15 protein-coding genes are annotated in these 16,397 nt (G+C 65.0%); 9 read left to right on the top strand and 6 right to left on the bottom strand.

Annotation, left to right across the window (positions count from 1 at the left end; translation table 11 throughout):
• Positions 1-102: 102 nt before the first annotated feature.
• Complete coding sequence (locus ACVWY5_RS08555; protein ID WP_038377519.1) at positions 103-462, top strand: HdeA/HdeB family chaperone; 360 nt, start codon at positions 103-105, stop codon at positions 460-462.
• A gap of 201 nt (positions 463-663) precedes the next feature.
• On the opposite strand, the gene ACVWY5_RS08550 is transcribed toward ACVWY5_RS08555, so the two are convergent.
• Entirely contained in the window at positions 664-1,656 is a 993-nt protein-coding gene (locus tag ACVWY5_RS08550) for a LysR family transcriptional regulator (RefSeq protein WP_028334482.1), read from the bottom strand.
• A gap of 143 nt (positions 1,657-1,799) precedes the next feature.
• Here ACVWY5_RS08550 and ACVWY5_RS08545 point away from each other — a divergent pair, with 143 nt between their 5' ends.
• On the top strand, positions 1,800-2,186 hold the full coding sequence (locus tag ACVWY5_RS08545; protein ID WP_028334483.1) for a DUF1330 domain-containing protein: 387 nt from the start codon (positions 1,800-1,802) through the stop codon (positions 2,184-2,186).
• A 43-nt stretch (positions 2,187-2,229) separates the two neighbouring features.
• Here ACVWY5_RS08545 and ACVWY5_RS08540 read toward each other — a convergent pair whose 3' ends face one another.
• Together ACVWY5_RS08540 and ACVWY5_RS08535 are read right to left on the bottom strand one after the other, a co-directional pair.
• Positions 2,230-3,285: a lytic transglycosylase domain-containing protein gene (locus ACVWY5_RS08540; RefSeq protein ID WP_080667097.1), complete on the bottom strand. Its 1,056-nt coding sequence runs from the start codon at positions 3,283-3,285 to the stop codon at positions 2,230-2,232.
• 76 nt (positions 3,286-3,361) lie between these two features.
• A complete protein-coding gene (locus tag ACVWY5_RS08535) occupies positions 3,362-4,054 on the bottom strand; it encodes a VOC family protein (RefSeq protein WP_028334484.1) in 693 nt (230 codons plus the stop codon).
• Between the two features lie 144 nt (positions 4,055-4,198).
• Between ACVWY5_RS08535 and ACVWY5_RS08530 the strand changes: the two genes are divergently transcribed.
• Both ACVWY5_RS08530 and ACVWY5_RS08525 read left to right on the top strand, forming a co-directional pair.
• Positions 4,199-4,762 carry a DinB family protein gene (locus ACVWY5_RS08530; protein WP_028334485.1) on the top strand — a complete coding sequence of 188 codons (564 nt, stop codon included), beginning with the start codon at positions 4,199-4,201 and terminating at the stop codon, positions 4,760-4,762.
• Between the two features lie 107 nt (positions 4,763-4,869).
• Positions 4,870-5,598, top strand: coding sequence for an alpha/beta fold hydrolase (locus ACVWY5_RS08525; RefSeq protein WP_028334486.1), 729 nt, complete (start codon positions 4,870-4,872; stop codon positions 5,596-5,598).
• Here ACVWY5_RS08525 and paoC read toward each other — a convergent pair.
• Genes paoC through paoA form a run of 3 tightly spaced genes read right to left on the bottom strand, consistent with a single transcriptional unit; the run spans position 5,595 to position 9,416 of the window.
• Positions 5,595-7,796 (bottom strand): aldehyde oxidoreductase molybdenum-binding subunit PaoC, encoded by a 2,202-nt coding sequence (gene paoC, locus ACVWY5_RS08520; protein ID WP_028334487.1) that lies wholly within the window; start codon positions 7,794-7,796, stop codon positions 5,595-5,597. The genes ACVWY5_RS08525 and paoC overlap by 4 nt on opposite strands.
• A 31-nt stretch (positions 7,797-7,827) precedes the next feature.
• Positions 7,828-8,778 (bottom strand): FAD binding domain-containing protein, encoded by a 951-nt coding sequence (locus ACVWY5_RS08515; protein ID WP_028334488.1) that lies wholly within the window; start codon positions 8,776-8,778, stop codon positions 7,828-7,830.
• Complete coding sequence (gene paoA / locus ACVWY5_RS08510) at positions 8,775-9,416, bottom strand: aldehyde dehydrogenase iron-sulfur subunit PaoA (RefSeq protein ID WP_028334489.1); 642 nt, start codon at positions 9,414-9,416, stop codon at positions 8,775-8,777. Before paoA ends, ACVWY5_RS08515 begins: the two co-directional genes overlap by 4 nt.
• Positions 9,417-9,813: 397 nt before the next feature.
• On the opposite strand from paoA, the gene ACVWY5_RS08505 reads away from it, so the two are divergent.
• From ACVWY5_RS08505 to dxs, 5 genes are all read left to right on the top strand, one after another.
• Positions 9,814-10,575 carry a crotonase/enoyl-CoA hydratase family protein gene (locus ACVWY5_RS08505; RefSeq protein WP_028334491.1) on the top strand — a complete coding sequence of 254 codons (762 nt, stop codon included), beginning with the start codon at positions 9,814-9,816 and terminating at the stop codon, positions 10,573-10,575.
• A gap of 61 nt (positions 10,576-10,636) precedes the next feature.
• Complete coding sequence (locus ACVWY5_RS08500) at positions 10,637-12,307, top strand: bifunctional metallophosphatase/5'-nucleotidase (protein ID WP_028334492.1); 1,671 nt, start codon at positions 10,637-10,639, stop codon at positions 12,305-12,307.
• Between the two features lie 285 nt (positions 12,308-12,592).
• Positions 12,593-13,519 (top strand): histone deacetylase family protein, encoded by a 927-nt coding sequence (locus ACVWY5_RS08495; RefSeq protein ID WP_028334493.1) that lies wholly within the window; start codon positions 12,593-12,595, stop codon positions 13,517-13,519.
• 127 nt (positions 13,520-13,646) lie between these two features.
• Positions 13,647-13,898: an exodeoxyribonuclease VII small subunit gene (locus ACVWY5_RS08490; RefSeq protein WP_028334494.1), complete on the top strand. Its 252-nt coding sequence runs from the start codon at positions 13,647-13,649 to the stop codon at positions 13,896-13,898.
• Positions 13,899-14,442: 544 nt separating this feature from the next.
• Positions 14,443-16,371, top strand: a complete 1,929-nt coding sequence (gene dxs / locus ACVWY5_RS08485) for a 1-deoxy-D-xylulose-5-phosphate synthase (protein WP_028334495.1) — start codon at positions 14,443-14,445, stop codon at positions 16,369-16,371.
• The last annotated feature ends 26 nt before the right edge of the window (positions 16,372-16,397 follow it).

Here is a 16,397-nt window from a genome sequence, read left to right as displayed (position 1 = left end):
CAAAGTGGGCCGATCCCGCGCGGTACTGGTAGCAAGTCCCGCGAGACCGGTTTGCGCTGCGATCCGAAAGAAGTCATTCACGAGAACCTGTGGGAAGATAGCATGTCCATAAAATTGTTTCTGGCTTCCGCGGCGGTCGCGATTTCAGCCGTGACACCCTGTCAGGCCCAGGTCGAGTTGAAGACCTACGCGAACGCTGACGGCTATGTTGATGTTCAGGCGCTTACATGCGCCCAGCTTGCCAACACCTTCCAGGAGGATGCCGATTATCTGACGGTTTGGTACAGCGGTTGGTATAATGGCCTCGCTAAGAAGCACTTGATGAAGGTCGATCGCGCGAAGGATCTGGAGCACCAGATCATCGTTTATTGCAAGGCGAACCAGGACAAGAAGGTCATTCAGGCCATTGACGTTGTCTTCAACGAGTATCGTGCCAAGAACGGCATCAAGATGAAAAAGTGAGAATGCCGGACGGGTGCCGATACAGGTCCAGACGTTAGCTTCCGACGGAAGCTCGCCTCCGGAGGTTATTGAACATCCGGCGCTGCTGGCCTGCGTCGTGGACGGCCCATCTCACACCGGTCCAGGAGAAGGCCCTCGCGCCGATGAGCGTCGTCTTTGCCTTTCGCGCGCCACCGGCAAGCTGCCGCGCGCAAGCAGCATTCAACCGCCCCGACTTTTCGCCTTGCGTGGAACTCGCCTGGCGCGCGTCCGAACACTTGCTTTTGCCGCTGCCGGCTCCGTCGGGCGCGTGATCGGAAACGTCTCCCGCATATGTGCTGCCAGCATTGCACAGTAGTCAGTCGCGAAACGAGGCAACGGACGCCGCTTGTCCCATGAGATGGTCAGGGGCTCCTGCAACACGCGGCGTCTGTGCGTGAGACCGACAATCCTTAATCCGTAGCGCCAGCACTGAAGCTGGGAAGGAACGATCGCGACGCCGTGCCCCGCCTCGGCGAGTGCCAGCAAGGTGTGCGGACTGCGACTCTCGAACATGATCTTCGGTTTCAGTCCCGCCATACGGCTTGCCGCATCGAAAGCACGGCGAAATCCGAACCCGCTGTCCAGCAGCAGCAACGGAAGTTCGGCAAGGTCAGCGATCTCGATTGTGCGACGGGGACCAAGCGGCATCGACGGATGGCAAGCAGCCAGTAACTGCACGGATCCAAGCGGAAGGCTGCCGAAGTGCTGTTCGTCCAGCTTGACGGCGTGCAACAAATTCTGGCCGAGATGAACTTCCCCACGTTCGAGCATCGCCAATATCTCGCTGCCCGTCCCCTCCCTGATCCTGATCTCGACCCTGGGATATCGCTCCGCGTACCGGTGCAGAAATTCCGACAGCACGCTTTCGATGTGTTGCGGCGAGCCGGCGATCCTTAGGACCCCGGTATCTCCTTGACGAAGCAGCTGAGCCTGCTCCTTCAAGGAATTGACGCTGTTGAGCAGCAGACGACAGCCCGCAATCAACTGCTCGCCTTCGCCGGTCAATAGAAGCCGGCGCCCGACGCGATCGAAGAGCTGCAAGCCGAGCTCCCGTTCGAGACCGATGATTTGCCTAGAGAGAGCGGGTTGGGCGACACGCAACCGCAAAGCGGCCTTTGAGACCGTGCCGAGCTCGGCCACCGTCAAGAACGTGAGGGCCTGTTGAAGAGTCATACCCGCTTATACCATTCAAGCATAAGGTTCGAGAAAATATATGTATTGGACGTATTTCGAAGTCTCGTGGAGAGTCCTGCCAGGCTGCGGCTTGTGGCACCGCCACGGCATCGGAGGAAGCTCCCATGAGTTCTGGAGGCAAGATGGCTCTGGTCATGTTGAGTTGTACCGCTATCGGCGCTCTTGGCGCCGAAGCACTGCATGGCGAAGCCAGGCCGCCCGCCTATCTGATCGGGCAAATCGAGGTCACCGATCCCGATGGTTATGCCAGGGAATATCTCCCGAAGGCGAAGGAGATCATCAAGGCGCATGGCGGCAAGCTGATCGCGGCTGCCGGCGCGGCGGCAACCGGTTCGCAGGTCGTTGCCGTTGATGGAAATCCACCCAAGCGCGTCGTCATCTATATGTATCCGACCATGGAGGCGCTTTGGGCCTGGCGACACGATCCAGCCTACGTGCAGGTTCGGGCGGTCGGCGAGAAATACGCCAGGTACCACACATTTGCGGTCGAAGGCTCTGCCGCCAATTAGCCCTCATCCCGCCGTCGGTCGCGGCGACGTGCAACGTGTGCCACTAGTTTCGAAACACGAGGCAGCGCCCGCCGACTGCCTCCAATCGGGCGCACAGCTGGTTAGCTCGCTCGCGGGTCGTCTCGGCGACCCGGAGCAGATACCAGGTGGCCGAGCCTGGCCCGGCCATGCGCGATCTCAGAACGAGCGGTGCGCGATCGCCGAGCACGGATGCAAATCGTTTCTGAAGTTGCTGGTAGTCGGCGAGTACGCGCGATTGCGACGGGCCACCGGCCAATTGAAGTCCCCAGGGCCCCCACGCAGCTTGCTGCGCGATTGTCACGGACTCTCTTGGGCCCGCGGGAAGTGCCCGAACGAGCATGCCGCGCACGATGTCACCGCAGGCCATGACCGCGTCGGTGTGGACCCGATCCTCAAGCGAACCCTGCGCCCATTCCTCGGCGGACTTGCCGGTAATGATCCTGACATAGGCGCGCGTTTCGCCCGGCAGGCTTCCACGTCCCGCCAGCCAATCCTGAACGCGCCGTGGACCACCATTATAGGCGGCCGCCGCAAGGCCGAGATTGCCGAACTGCGCGCGCAGCTCGCGGAGCCAACGCGCGGATTCCTGCAAGGCAGGCAATGGCTCGAACGGGTCGGCCAGACCGCGCCACCGCGCGGTACCGGGCATGAACTGGGCGATCCCCTGGGCACCGGCCGAACTGACCGAATTGGGATCGAAATTGCTTTCCTGCCAGATCAGCCGGACGAAGAAATCCGGCGGCAAGCCGTTCTCCAATGCAGCCTCTTCCAACGCCTTGCAGTATTGCTGCGGCCCATCGGGCCTTGGACGCAAAGGTATCGGCGCCGGCGACGGAACGGATGACGATTGCTGATCGGACGCCGACCGATCGGCCCCGGCGTTGGCATCCGGACGAGACGTTTCCGTTTGCGATGTTTCTGCCTGCGCCGGCTCTGCGCGCTGCGCGGCGGGCGTTACCGCTGGATTGCCGAGAGGCTGGGCGCTCGCGACGGGGACAAACAGCAGCAGGCAAGCCGAGCCGATAACCGCTCGTGGAATCGATCGATGAACCCGCCGCGGCCCGAAAATCGACTGCATAAAGCGATCATCAAATTGGATGCATTCGTCGGAATCATATCATCGGCGCCGCCCGGGCGGGCAGAAAATTTGCTGGCTAGCGGTCGGACAGGCTTCCAACGATCGATGCGCGGCGGGACAGTTCGATCCAGTTGCCATCGGGATCGAGGATCATGGAGATCCGTTCGACCTCGCCGAGCGTCACCGGCGCAAGGCCTTCCCGCACGCCCTTGGCGCGCAGCTCGTCATGCACGGCATCGATGTCGGCGACCTGCAGTGTGATGTAGCGCCAGCCGCGCGCCGGCCGGATCGGATCGACCGTGGCGGCAGCGTCTTCCTTGAGCAGCATCAGGCTGTCGCCGAGGCGAAACGCCGGACCGCCCGACCATGATTGCTCGGCGAAGCCGAGGATGTCGCCGTAGAACCTGCGATGCGCGGCGAGGTCGCGCACCGCCAGCATGACGGCGATCTGGGTGATGCCGTCATGTCCGGGCGCGACCAGGCAAACGCTGTTGCCATCGGGGTCGGCCATGCGTTGCGGTGCGTCGACGCCAGCGCGCGCAATGATCAGCTCGCGATAGCCGCTCGGCGCCGCGTCCGGCAGCGGCTCGACATGATGGTTGAGCTTGATGACCGAACCCTGCGCGTCGTGCCGGTACTGCTTCTGCCCGCGGCGGATCGGCTGCACATGATCGAAGCGCAGCCTGGCATCGTGCTGCCAGAACCGCAGCATCGGCTCGAGGTCGTTGGAGGAAAGGCCGACGTCGATCACGTTCTTTGCCAGTTGCATCTGCTCCCGCCTTCGGATGAAGTGCACCACGATGGATTAGCTATGCGAGGATCAAGTCACCAACGCAAGCACCGCGATCACTGTCGCAGGTCGGCCGGCTCGCCGCCGCGCCCGCCTGAAACAGTCAATCCAGTGAGGACCGATATGCAAGCAGGCCTCGTTCAGACCTTTCGCGCTTTTGCGTACAATAACGCCTGGGCCAATCATCGCCTGCTCACGGCCTGCGCCGGTCTCAGCCAGGCGGAGTTCGCCGCGGCGCGGACCGGGTTCTTCCCGAGCCTGCAGGCGACACTGAACCACATTCATGTCATCGACCTGTTTTATATCGACGCGCTCGAGGGCGGCTGGCTCGGGCCGAAGGCGTGGGCCAATGAAGTGCCCTATCCGTCGGTGGCGCAGCTGAAAGACGCCCAGCGCGCGATCGATCAGCGGCTGATCGTGCACTGCGATGTGCTGACGGCTGAGCGGCTCGATGATGTGGTGAAGATCAATCGCGACACGAGCGTGCAGACTGAGCGGCGCGACCGCCTCTTGATGCATCTGTTTCAGCACCAGATCCATCATCGCGGCCAGGCCCATGCGATGCTCTCGGAGACCACAGTCAAGCCGCCGCAGCTCGACGAATTCTTCGCCGCCGGTGAAGCGCCGCTCCGCGCGGCCGAGTTCAGGGATCTCGGCTGGAGCGAAGCCACCGTGTGGGGCGGCTGAAGGCGAGGTTCCGCCCGCCATCGGCGATGTGGTTCCTGATCCGGAACGAGGTCTTGAAACCCGGCGCCTTCACGCTCACCTCTGGTGAAACGTGGGGAACTCTATCAATGCCTTTCGCCAATCACCGGGGCCAGCGTATCCACTACACCGTCGAGGGATCCGGGCCGCTGATCGTGCTGCAGCACGGTCTCTTGCTCGACGCCGCGAGCTGGAAACAATGCGGCGTGGTCGACGCGCTTGCCGATCGCTTTCGTGTCGTCTGCGTCGATTCGCTCGGACATGGCCTCAGCGACAAGCCGGCCGATCCGGCGCTCTATAATCAGGCGCAGCGCGCCGGCGACATCGTCGCCGTGATCGACGATCTCGGCGACGAGCGCGCCCATGTAGTGGGACACTCGATGGGCGGCTGGGTCGCGGTCGGCGTCGCCCGATTTTTCCCGGCACGGCTGGCGTCGCTGGCGATCGGTGGCTGGGACTTTCTCACCGGACTGCCGCGCGGCAATGCCGGCCCGCTGACCTATGGCGCCTTCATCACCTTTGCCCGCCGCACCGTGCCGGAGCTCGCCGAATGGGTGACGCCGGATCTCGAAGGCGGCGTGCGGGCCTGCTTCAATGCGCTCGGCCAGGTCGATGGCGCAAAGGACGCGGTGCTGTCCTCGCGCGTGCCGGTGCTGCTGTGGAACGGACAGGACGACGGACCGCATGCGCCGATGCAGCGCTTTGCCGCGGAGAACGGCCTCGATGCGATGTCGGTGCCCGGCGATCACCTCGGCGCGCTGTTTCAGCACGGCGCCGCGATCGGCCGGGGCATCGGTTCGTTCGTCGGGCGAGGTTAGACCGGCATTCCCGCGAGCAGCTTGTCGAGCGTGATCGGATAGTCGCGCACGCGAACGCCGGTCGCGTTGTGGACCGCATTGGCGACAGCGGCGGCGACGCCGCAAATGCCGAGTTCGGCGACGCCCTTGGCCTTCATCGGCGACGAGATCGGGTCGGTCTCGTCGAGGAAGATCATCTCCTGATGCGGGATGTCGGCATGGACCGGCACCTCATAGGCAGCAAGGTCGTGATTGATGAACAGGCCGTGCCGCTTGTCGACGACCAGATCCTCCATCAGCGCCGCGCCGACGCCCATGGTCATCGCGCCGATCACCTGGCTGCGCGCCGCCTTGGGGTTGAGGATGCGGCCCGCCGCGCAGACCGCAAGCATCCGCCGCACCCGGATTTCAGCGGTGTCGGCGTCGACGCCGACCTCGACGAAATGCGCGCCGAAGGTCGACTGCTGGTAGGTTTTCGCGAGATCGCCGTATTCGATGGCATCCTCCGCCACGAGCTCGCCGCCGCCGGCGGCCTGCGCCAGCGGCACGCTGCGATTACCGGAGCGGACCACGCCGTCGGCAAACACCGCCTCCGCGGAGTTGAAGCCGAGCTTCTGTGCAATGGCCTCGCGCAGCTTGGTGCAGGCGGCATAGACGCCGGCGGTGGAATTGTTGCCGCCCCACTGCCCGCCCGAGCCGCAGGACACCGGAAAGTCGGAATCGCCGAGCCGCACCGCGACCTTGTCCAGAGGCACACCCATCATCTCGGCCGCGGTCTGCGCGATGATGGTGTAGGAGCCAGTGCCGATGTCGGTCATGTCGGTCTCGACGGTCACGATGCCCTGCTGGTCGAGACGAACGCGGGCCGCCGATTTGGTCACGAGATTGTTGCGGAAGGCCGCGGCGACGCCCATTCCGACCAGCCAGCGTCCGTCGCGGACGGCGCCGGGTTTCGGGTTGCGCTTGTCCCAGCCGAACCGCGCCGCGCCATCGCTCAGGCACTGCACCAATTGCCGCTGCGAGAAGTGCCGCTCCGGATGCTCGGGGTCGACCTGGGTGTCGTTGCTGATGCGCAGCACGACCGGGTCGATGCCGAGCTTGTCGGCGAGCTCGTCGATCGCGATCTCGAGAGCCATCATGCCGGAGGCTTCTCCGGGCGCGCGCATCGCATTGCCCTCCGGCAGATCGAGCGCCGCAAGCCGCGTCGCCGTCATCCGGCTGGCGCCGGCATAAAGCAGCCGCGTCTGACTCACCGCCATCTCGGGCTCGCCGTCCTTGACGTTGCCGGACCAGCTTTCGTGGCCGATCGCGGTGATCTTGCCGTCGCGCTCGGCGCCGATGCGGATGCGCTGGATCGTCGCCGGACGGTGCGTCGTGTTGTTGAACATCAGCGGACGTTGCAGCGCGACCTTGACCGGCCGGCCGGCCGCGCGGGCGCCGAGCGCGGCGAGCAGCACCTCGGCGCGCAGGAACAGCTTGCCGCCGAAGCCGCCGCCGATATAGGGCGACACCAGGCGGACATTCTCCTTGGGGATACCAAGCGTCTTCGCCATGTCCTCAGCGCCCCAGGCGATCATCTGGTTGGAGGTCCAGACCGTGAGCTTGTCGCCGTCCCAGGCCGCGATTGAAGCATGCGGCTCCATCATCGCGTGGCCCTGATCGGGCGTCGTGTAGGTGGCATCGAGCTGCACGGGCGCACCAGCGAAGGCGGAGGCGAAATCGCCGACGGCGGTATCGGCCGGGCCGCCGAATGACGGGTGCGGCGTGATGCCCTTGTCCCGCTCCGCGGCGAGATCGAACTTGCCGTCGCCCTTGACGTAGTCGATCCGGACCAGCTGCGCCGCGGCCCGCGCCTGCTCGAAGGTCCCGGCGACGACGATGGCGACGGCCTGGTGATAATGCGCGATCTCGGGCCCGCCGAGCAGCGGTGCCGCATTGCGCTCGCCCTTGCCGAGCTTGCCGGCATTGCCCGATGTGACGATGGCGAGCACGCCCGGTGCAGCCTTCGCCGCCTCGAGATCAATCGAACCGATCCGCCCCTTGCCGATCGCCGAACCGACCACGTAGCCATAGGCCTGGTTGGCCGCGACGTCGTGCCGCTCATAGGCGTAAGGCGCGGTGCCGGTGGTCTTCAGCGGCCCCTCGATCCGGCTGGTCGGGTGGCCGATCACCTTGAGTTGGTCGATCGGATTGAAGGTGGCGGGATGTTCAAAACGCATGATGTCAGGCCCTCATCTTAAGCCTTGGATCTCAAGCCCTGGCCTCGCGCAGCACCGCCGCCAGCGTTCGCTCGGCGAGCGGCAGCTTGTACGCATTGTCCTTGGTCGGCTTCGCATCGGCGAACAGGCGCGCGGTGACGGCCTTGGCGCCGTCGGGCAATTCCGCCTCCGCCGCTTCGACGCGCCATGGCTTGTGCGCCACGCCGCCGAGCGCAACGCGGCCGGTGCCGTCGCGCTGCACGATGGCGGCAACCGACACCAGCGCGAACGCATAAGAGGCGCGGTCGCGCACCTTGCGATAGGCCTGCGCGCCGCCGACCGGTTTCGGCAGCACCACCGCGGTGATCAGTTCGCCCGGCTCCAGGCTGGTTTCGATCTCGGGGCTGTCGCCGGGCAGACGATGCAGCTCGGCGATCGGAATGCTGCGCGTGGTGCCGTCGGGCCGCACCGTCTCGACGACGGCGTCGAGCGCGCGCATCGCCACCGCCATGTCGCTCGGATGGGTCGCGATGCAGGCGTCGCTCACGCCGACCACCGCATGCTGGCGGCTGAAGCCGCCGATCGCGGCGCAGCCGCTGCCGGGCTTGCGCTTGTTGCAGGGCAGATTGGTGTCGTAGAAATAAGGACAGCGCGTCCGCTGCAGCAGATTGCCCGCGGTCGTCGCCTTGTTGCGCAACTGGCCGGAAGCGCCGGCGAGCAGCGCGCGCGACAGCACGCCATAGTCGCGCCGCACGCGGATATCGGCGGCGAGATCGGTGTTGCGCACCAGCGCGCCGATCCGCAAGCCGCCGTCCGCAGTCTCCTCGATGCGGTCGAGCGCCAGGTCGTTGACGTCGATCAGGTGCGCCGGCGTCTCGATCTCGAGCTTCATCAGGTCGAGCAGATTGGTGCCGCCGGCGATGAATTTGGCGTTCGCGGTGCCGGCGGCGGCTGCGGCCGCCGCGCCCGGCGAGGCGGCGCGCTCATAGCTGAATGATCTCATGCGCTCCTCCCGGCGACCTCGCTGATCGCCTCGGCGATGTTGGAATAGGCGCCGCAGCGGCAGATGTTGCCGCTCATGCGCTCACGGAGCTCGGCATTGGTCAGTCGCAGCGGCGCATTCAGATCCGCCGTGACATGGCTCGGGATGCCGGCCTTAACCTCGGCAAGCACGGCGACAGCCGAGCAGATCTGGCCCGGCGTGCAATAGCCGCATTGATAGCCGTCATGCTCGATGAATGCCGCCTGCAGCGGATGCAGCCCGTCCGGCGTGCCGAGCCCCTCGATCGTCGTGATCTCGTCGCCCTGATGCATCACGGCGAGCGTCAGGCAGGAATTGATCCGCCGGCCGTCGACGATCACCGTGCAGGCGCCGCATTGACCGTGGTCGCAGCCTTTTTTGGTGCCGGTCAGATGCAGGTGCTCGCGCAGGGCATCGAGCAGCGTGGTCCTGGTGTCGAGCTCGAGTTGGTGGGTTTCGCCGTTCACGTCAAAGGATACTCTCGTCATCACGGGCGCTCCGGTCGGGGCAGATTGGGCGGCCGCAGGCGGGGGCGTCGCAATCGACGACGCCGCAAGCGAGGCGGCTCCAACAATCAACAGATGGCGCCGCGATAGTTCCAAACGTCCGGAGATCTGCATGCCGCCGCTCTCCTCAAGTCAGCCGGACACGGAACCACGACAACGACGTGTCGGGGTCTGCTCGGCCTGTCAGCAAAGGGGGAAATGCCGCGAACAGCGGAATGTTTCTCGCGGGGAAGTTAAACTCGTCGCGAGCGTCACGGGCGCTGCAGGCGGGCGGCACCGGCGCCATCGTGGCGCGGGCGGAGGGCAGCATCGCCGTGCGCGTCCGGCCTCCGACCAACGTCCCCTGCCCGGTATCGCAAGCTCCGGTTATCTGCATTGCGCCGTTCTCATGCTCGCCCACGGGGAAAAGCGGCCCGGAACACGCTGGAGCTCTTGGGGCTTGCACCGGATCATGTAGGATGGCGGCACGACCTCCGCCGGCGACGCTGCCGGCCGACCCTGGGACCGCTCGATGACCGCGCATGTCATAGTGACCGACGAAGCCGCCACGCGCGTGATCCGGCTGCGCAGGCCCGAGAAGAAGAACGCGATTACCCAGGAGATGTTTCGCGCGATCAGCGACGCGATCGACAAGGCGCAGAACAATCCGAATATCCGCTGCCTGATCATCACCGGCGGCTCCGGCGTGTTCACCGCGGGCAACGACATCGAGGACCTGCTCGCGCAGGGCACCTCGACCGGCGAGACCCCGCCGGCCTCCGACCTCGTCAAGTTCCTGTATTCGCTGGCCCACAATGTGAAGCCGATCATCGCCGCCGTCGACGGCGTCGCGATGGGCATCGGCACCACCATGCTGTTTCACTGTGACTATGTGCTCGCCAGCAAGACCGCACTGTTCTCGACGCCGTTCTCCAATTTCGGCCTGGTGCCGGAAGGCGCCTCGAGCCTCCTGATGCCGCGCATGATGGGCCACCAGCGTGCCTTCGCGATGCTGGTGATGGGCCGCACCATGTCGGCCGACGACGCCCGCGTCGCCGGCTTCGTCAATACCGTGGTGGCGCCGGGACATGCCGAGGTGGAGGCGCACAAGGTGGCGCGCGAGATCTGCGCGCTGCCGGCCGAGGCGGTGGCGATCTCGCGGCGCCTGATCCGGCTGCCGCCGGAGGACGTCACCCGCCGCATCGAGCAGGAGAACCATCTGTTCAGCGAACGGATGCGCTCCGAGGAAGCAGTCGAGGCGTTCAAGGCATTCATGGCTCGCCCGAAGGATTGAAACGAAGCGTCGCAAAATTGTAGTGGCGCGGCGCCATGATCCCGTGCTCCATGGACAGATCATGAGACAGCCCCGCCTTTCCCCTCTCGCCGCGCTCTGCGCGTTCGGACTGGCCGCAGCAAGCCCCTGCCCGGCGCAGGCCGCGGAGCCGGTGAGCCTGCGCATTCTCGCGATCAACGATTTCCACGGCTATCTGCGGCCGCCGCCGGGCGGCATCCGCATCACCGACCCCGCTCACGCGACCAGGAAGATCATGGAGCCCGCCGGCGGCGCCGAGCGGATGGCCACTATCGTCAAGCAGCTGCGCGAGGGCCACAAGAACAACATCTTCGTTGCGGCCGGCGACCTGATCGGCGCAAGCCCGTTCTTGTCGGCGATGTTTCACGACGAGCCGACCATCGAGTCGCTCTCGCTGATGGGGCTTGCGATCTCCTCGGTCGGCAATCACGAATTCGACGAGGGCAAGGACGAGCTGCTGCGGATGCAGAATGGCGGCTGCCATCCGATCGACAAATGCCAGGGGCCACACCCGTTCACAGGAGCCAAATTCCGCTATCTCGCCGCCTCCACGATCGACAAGGCGACCGGCAAGACGGTGTTTCCGCCCTACGAGATCAAGCAATTCGACGGCATTGCAGTGGCCTTCATCGGGCTGACGCTGAAGAACACCCCGAACCTGGTGTCGCCTGCCGGCGTCGCGAGCCTCGACTTTCGCGACGAGGCCGAGACCGTCAATGCGCTGGTCCCCGAGCTGAAGGCGAAGGGCGTCGAGGCGATCGTGGTGCTGATCCACGAAGGCGGCTTTCCGGCCGGCGACTATAATGAATGTCCAGGGATCTCCGGGCCGATCGTCGACATCGTCAAGAAGTTCGATCGCGCGGTCGACGTCGTGGTCTCCGGCCACACCCACCAGGCCTATGTCTGCGAGATCGACGGACGGCTCGTCACCTCCGGCGACAAATACGGCACCCTGGTCACGGCGATCGATCTTCAGCTCGATCCGAACAGCCATGACGTGATCAGCGCCAGCGCCGCCAACACCATCGTGCGGATCGCCGGCACGGCCAAGGATCCCGAGCAGAGCGCGCTGCTGGAATCCTACGACCGGCTGGCCGCGCCGATCGCGAGCCGCGCGGCAGGCTCAGTCACCGAAACGCTGTCGCGTACACCTGCCGAAACTGGCGAGAGCCCGCTCGGCGACATCGTCGCCGACGCACAGCTGCTTGCAACCAGCGCCGAGCCGAATGGCGGCGCGGTGATCGCCTTCACCAATCCCGGCGGCGTGCGCACCGACATCGTCAAGCGCGAGGACGGCGCGGTGACCTATGCCGATATCTTCGCAAGCCAGCCGTTCCGCAACCAGCTCGTGACGATGACGCTGACCGGCAAGCAGCTCAAGGACGCGCTGGAGCAGCAATGGGCCGATCCGAAGCGGCCGCGCGCCCTCCAGGTCTCGAAGGGGTTCTCCTATGCGTGGGATGCGAGCAAGCCCGATGGCGCGCGCATCATCGCCGCACGGATGTCGCTGGACGGCAAGCCGATCGACCCGGCCGCGAGCTACCGCGTCACCGTGAACAATTATCTCGCCGAGGGCGGCGACGGCTTCACCGTGTTCAAGCAAGGAACCGCGCAGCAGTTCGGCATCTACGACGTCGATGCGCTCTATGCCTACTTCAAGGCCAACAGCCCGGTAGGCCCGACGGCAGGCAAGCGGATCGAGCGGATCAATTGAGCGAGGTCCAGGGGTGACGTACGCAGCCCCTCACCTCATTGCGAACGGAGCGAACCAATCCATTGTCTCCGAGCATGCGGCATGGATTGCTTCGCTCCGCTCGCGGTGACGCGGAAAACGCCCAGGCTTTGGAAGGACGGGAACAGGGATGATGTCGGCCCTTTCCGGAACGCCGCTAACGGCCTAGATTAGGGCCTGCTCTTGCATGATCTTGGTCGGAAAACCGCTGCGCACTTTTCCGGATCATGCGTCCTCGCACGCGCATCGATTGCGCCGGGAATTTGCATGACACTGCTTCTGACGCATTCGGCCTGTCTCGACCACCTGACCCCTCCCGGACATCCCGAACGCCCCGACCGGCTGCGGGCGGTCGCCGAGGTGCTCGGCGAGGATCGTTTCAAGGCGCTGGTGCGCGATTCCGCGCCGGAAGGCGACCTCGACACCGTGCTGCTCTGTCACGGCGAGCACTATGTCAGCGAACTCCGCCACATCGCGCCGACCTCGGGCATGATCTATATCGACGGCGACACCTCGATGTCGCCAGGCACCTGGGAAGCGGTGATGCGCGGCGTCGGCGGCGCGGTGGCCGCCACCGATGCGGTGATGGAGGGCAAGCATCAAAACGCGTTCGTCGCGGTGCGCCCGCCCGGGCACCACGCCGAGAAATCGACGCCGATGGGCTTCTGCTTCTTCGACAATGCCGCGATCGCCGCCCGCCACGCGCAGCGCAAATACGGCATCAAGCGCGCCGCGATCATCGATTTCGACGTCCATCACGGCAACGGTACGCAGGATATCTTCTGGGCCGACCCGACCGTGATGTATTGCTCGACGCACCAGATGCCGCTGTTCCCCGGCACTGGCGCCGCCGGCGAGCGTGGCGAGCACGACACTGTCGTCAACGCGCCGCTGGCGCCCGGCGACGGCGGCGCCAAGTTCCGCTCCGCTTTCGAGAATCTGATCCTGCCGCAGCTGGAGAAGTTCTCCCCCGAACTCGTCGTCATCTCGGCGGGCTTCGACGCGCATCACCGCGATCCCTTGGCCTCGATCAACCTGACGGGCGAGGATTTCGGCTGGGTCACGCGCAAGCTGATGGATCTCGCCGACAAGAGCGCCGGCGGCCGCGTCGTCTCCGTCCTGGAAGGCGGCTACGACCTGCAGGGCCTGAAAGAGTCGGTAGCATCTCACGTCACCGCATTGATGGACGGGTAAATCCCCGCCACAATACGTCCGCAAAAATTCGATTGATTCTGCGCCGGGGCGAGCATGGCCTGCGACAGGTCATGTTTGGACGACAAGATCAGGTTGCGATCTGATCCACGCAATCGGGAACGCAAGAATGGCCGAGAATACCCAAGCCGACGTGAAGAAGCTCTCCTTTGAACGCGCGATCGAGGAACTCGAATCGATCGTCAAGCGGCTCGAGGACGGCAAGGTCCCGCTTGAGGAATCGGTCGCGATCTACGAGCGCGGCGAGGCGCTGAAGCGGCGCTGCGAGGAATTGCTGCGCCAGGCCGAAGCCCGCGTCGACAAGATCACCACCGACGCCTCGGGCCAGCCGACCGGCACCGAACCACTCGACGTGCAGTAGCGCCACCGACCACCTCGATCGTGCGGCGCGATGTCCGCCACGGCGGGCAATTGTTGCTGTGCATTTCCAGCCACCCGTAAACCCCCGGGGCTACCGCGGGGGTCGGGTACGGCTGCGAATCAGGCCGAGCCGCCCCGGCCGGCTGCCGCCAAATTAGGCGAATTGGAACCCGGCTCCCACCCAGGCATTGAAAAGATTAGGTTTTTCAGCGCGCCGCATAGGAACCCTGCGCCCCCTATCGGGTTGGCTTTGGCTGCGGCTTTGGTGTAATGCTTCCAGTTCTATGGGCATTTGAGAGTGGCGGGCAGCCCGACTTTTCGGGCGGCATGCATCTCAAATGGTTCGACAAAACTGAACCGGGACGGGTGAAGAGCGACCAAGGTGATGCATATCACGTGGTCCAATCCGGAGTGAATCTAGGCTTACAACCAGGCACCGGCCTGCCGGGGCGGCACCCAGTGTCTGGCATTCGCTGCGCGGTGTGCGCGCCATCCCATCTCGCGTCGGGCGGTTCGTTCCGACAGGCAAAAATTGGAAATTCGCTGTGACCACATTTAGTAAGACGCCGCTTCTTGACACTATTCACACGCCGGATGACCTGCGCAAGCTGAAGGTCGAGCAGGTGCAGCAGGTTGCCGACGAGCTGCGCCAGGAAACCATCGACGCGGTGTCGGTGACCGGCGGCCATTTCGGCGCCGGCCTCGGCGTGGTCGAACTGACCACCGCCATCCACTACATCTTCGACACCCCGCGCGACCGCCTGATCTGGGACGTCGGCCACCAGGCCTACCCGCACAAGATCCTGACCGGACGCCGCGACCGCATCCGCACGCTGCGCACCGGCGGCGGCCTCTCCGGCTTCACCAAGCGCACCGAAAGCGACTACGATCCGTTCGGCGCCGCGCACTCCTCGACCTCGATCTCGGCCGGCCTCGGCATGGCCGTGGCGCGCGATCTCTCCGGCGGCAAGAACAACGTTATCGCCGTGATCGGTGACGGCGCGATGTCGGCGGGCATGGCCTATGAGGCGATGAACAACGCCGGCGCAATGAACTCCCGCCTGATCGTGATCCTCAACGACAATGACATGTCGATCGCGCCGCCGGTCGGCGCGATGAGCGCCTATCTGTCGCGTCTCTACTCCGGCAAGACCTACCGCTCGCTGCGCGAGGCCGCCAAGCAGATCAACAAGCGGCTGCCGAAGATCCTCGCCAACCGCGCCAACCGCGTCGAGGAATATTCCCGCGGCTTCATGATGGACGGCGGCACGCTGTTCGAGGAACTCGGCTTCTACTATGTCGGCCCGATCGACGGTCACAATCTGGACCATCTGCTGCCGGTGCTGAAGAACGTCCGCGACATGGAGACCGGCCCGATCCTGGTTCACGTCGTGACCCAGAAGGGCAAGGGCTACGGCCCGGCCGAAGCCTCCGCCGACAAGTACCACGCCGTGGTCAAGTTCGACGTCGCGACCGGCACCCAGGCCAAGGCCAAGCCGAATGCGCCGGCCTACCAGAACGTGTTCGGCCAGAGCCTCGTCAAGGAAGCCGAGAAGGACGACAAGATCGTCGCCATCACCGCGGCGATGCCGTCGGGCACCGGAGTCGATATTTTCAACAAGGCGTTCCCGGACCGCACCTTCGACGTCGGCATTGCCGAACAGCACGCGGTGACCTTCGCCGCCGGCCTCGCCACCGAAGGCTACAAGCCGTTCTGCGCGATCTACTCGACCTTCCTGCAGCGCGGCTATGACCAGGTGGTCCATGACGTCGCGATCCAGAGCCTTCCGGTCCGCTTCGCGATCGACCGTGCCGGCCTGGTCGGCGCCGACGGCGCGACGCACGCGGGTTCGTTCGACAATGCGTATCTCGGCTGTCTGCCGAACATGGTGATCATGGCCGCCGCCGACGAGGCGGAACTGGTCCACATGGTGGCGACGCAGGTTGCGATCAACGATCGTCCAAGCGCGCTGCGCTATCCGCGCGGCGAAGGCCGCGGCATCGAGATGCCGGAAGTCGGCGTTGCCCTGGAAGTCGGCAAGGGCCGCATCATCCGCGAGGGCAAGAAGGTCGCGCTGCTGTCGTTCGGCACCCGTCTCGCCGAGTGCGAGAAGGCGGCCGACGAGCTCGCGGCGCACGGCCTCTCCGCCACGATCGCCGACGCGCGCTTCATGAAGCCGCTCGACGAAGAAATGATCATGAAGCTCGCCCGCGACCATGAGATCCTGATCACGATCGAGGAAGGCTCGATCGGCGGCTTCGGCTCGCATGTCATGCAGTTCCTGTCGGACAACGCCATGCTCGACAGCGGCATGCTCAAGTTCCGCTCGATGATCCTGCCCGACGTGTTCCTCGACCACGACACGCCGGCGGCGATGTATGCCCGCGCCGGTCTCGACGCCAAGAGCATCGTTGCCAAGGTGTTCGAAACCCTCGGCAAGGACTACAAGACCGAGACCGTCAAGCTCGCCTGATCGCTGCGGGCGGCGCTCACTGGAGC

Source organism: Bradyrhizobium sp. USDA 3256 (genome assembly GCF_054058275.1).
This window is presented reverse-complemented; position numbering and strand designations above follow the sequence as displayed.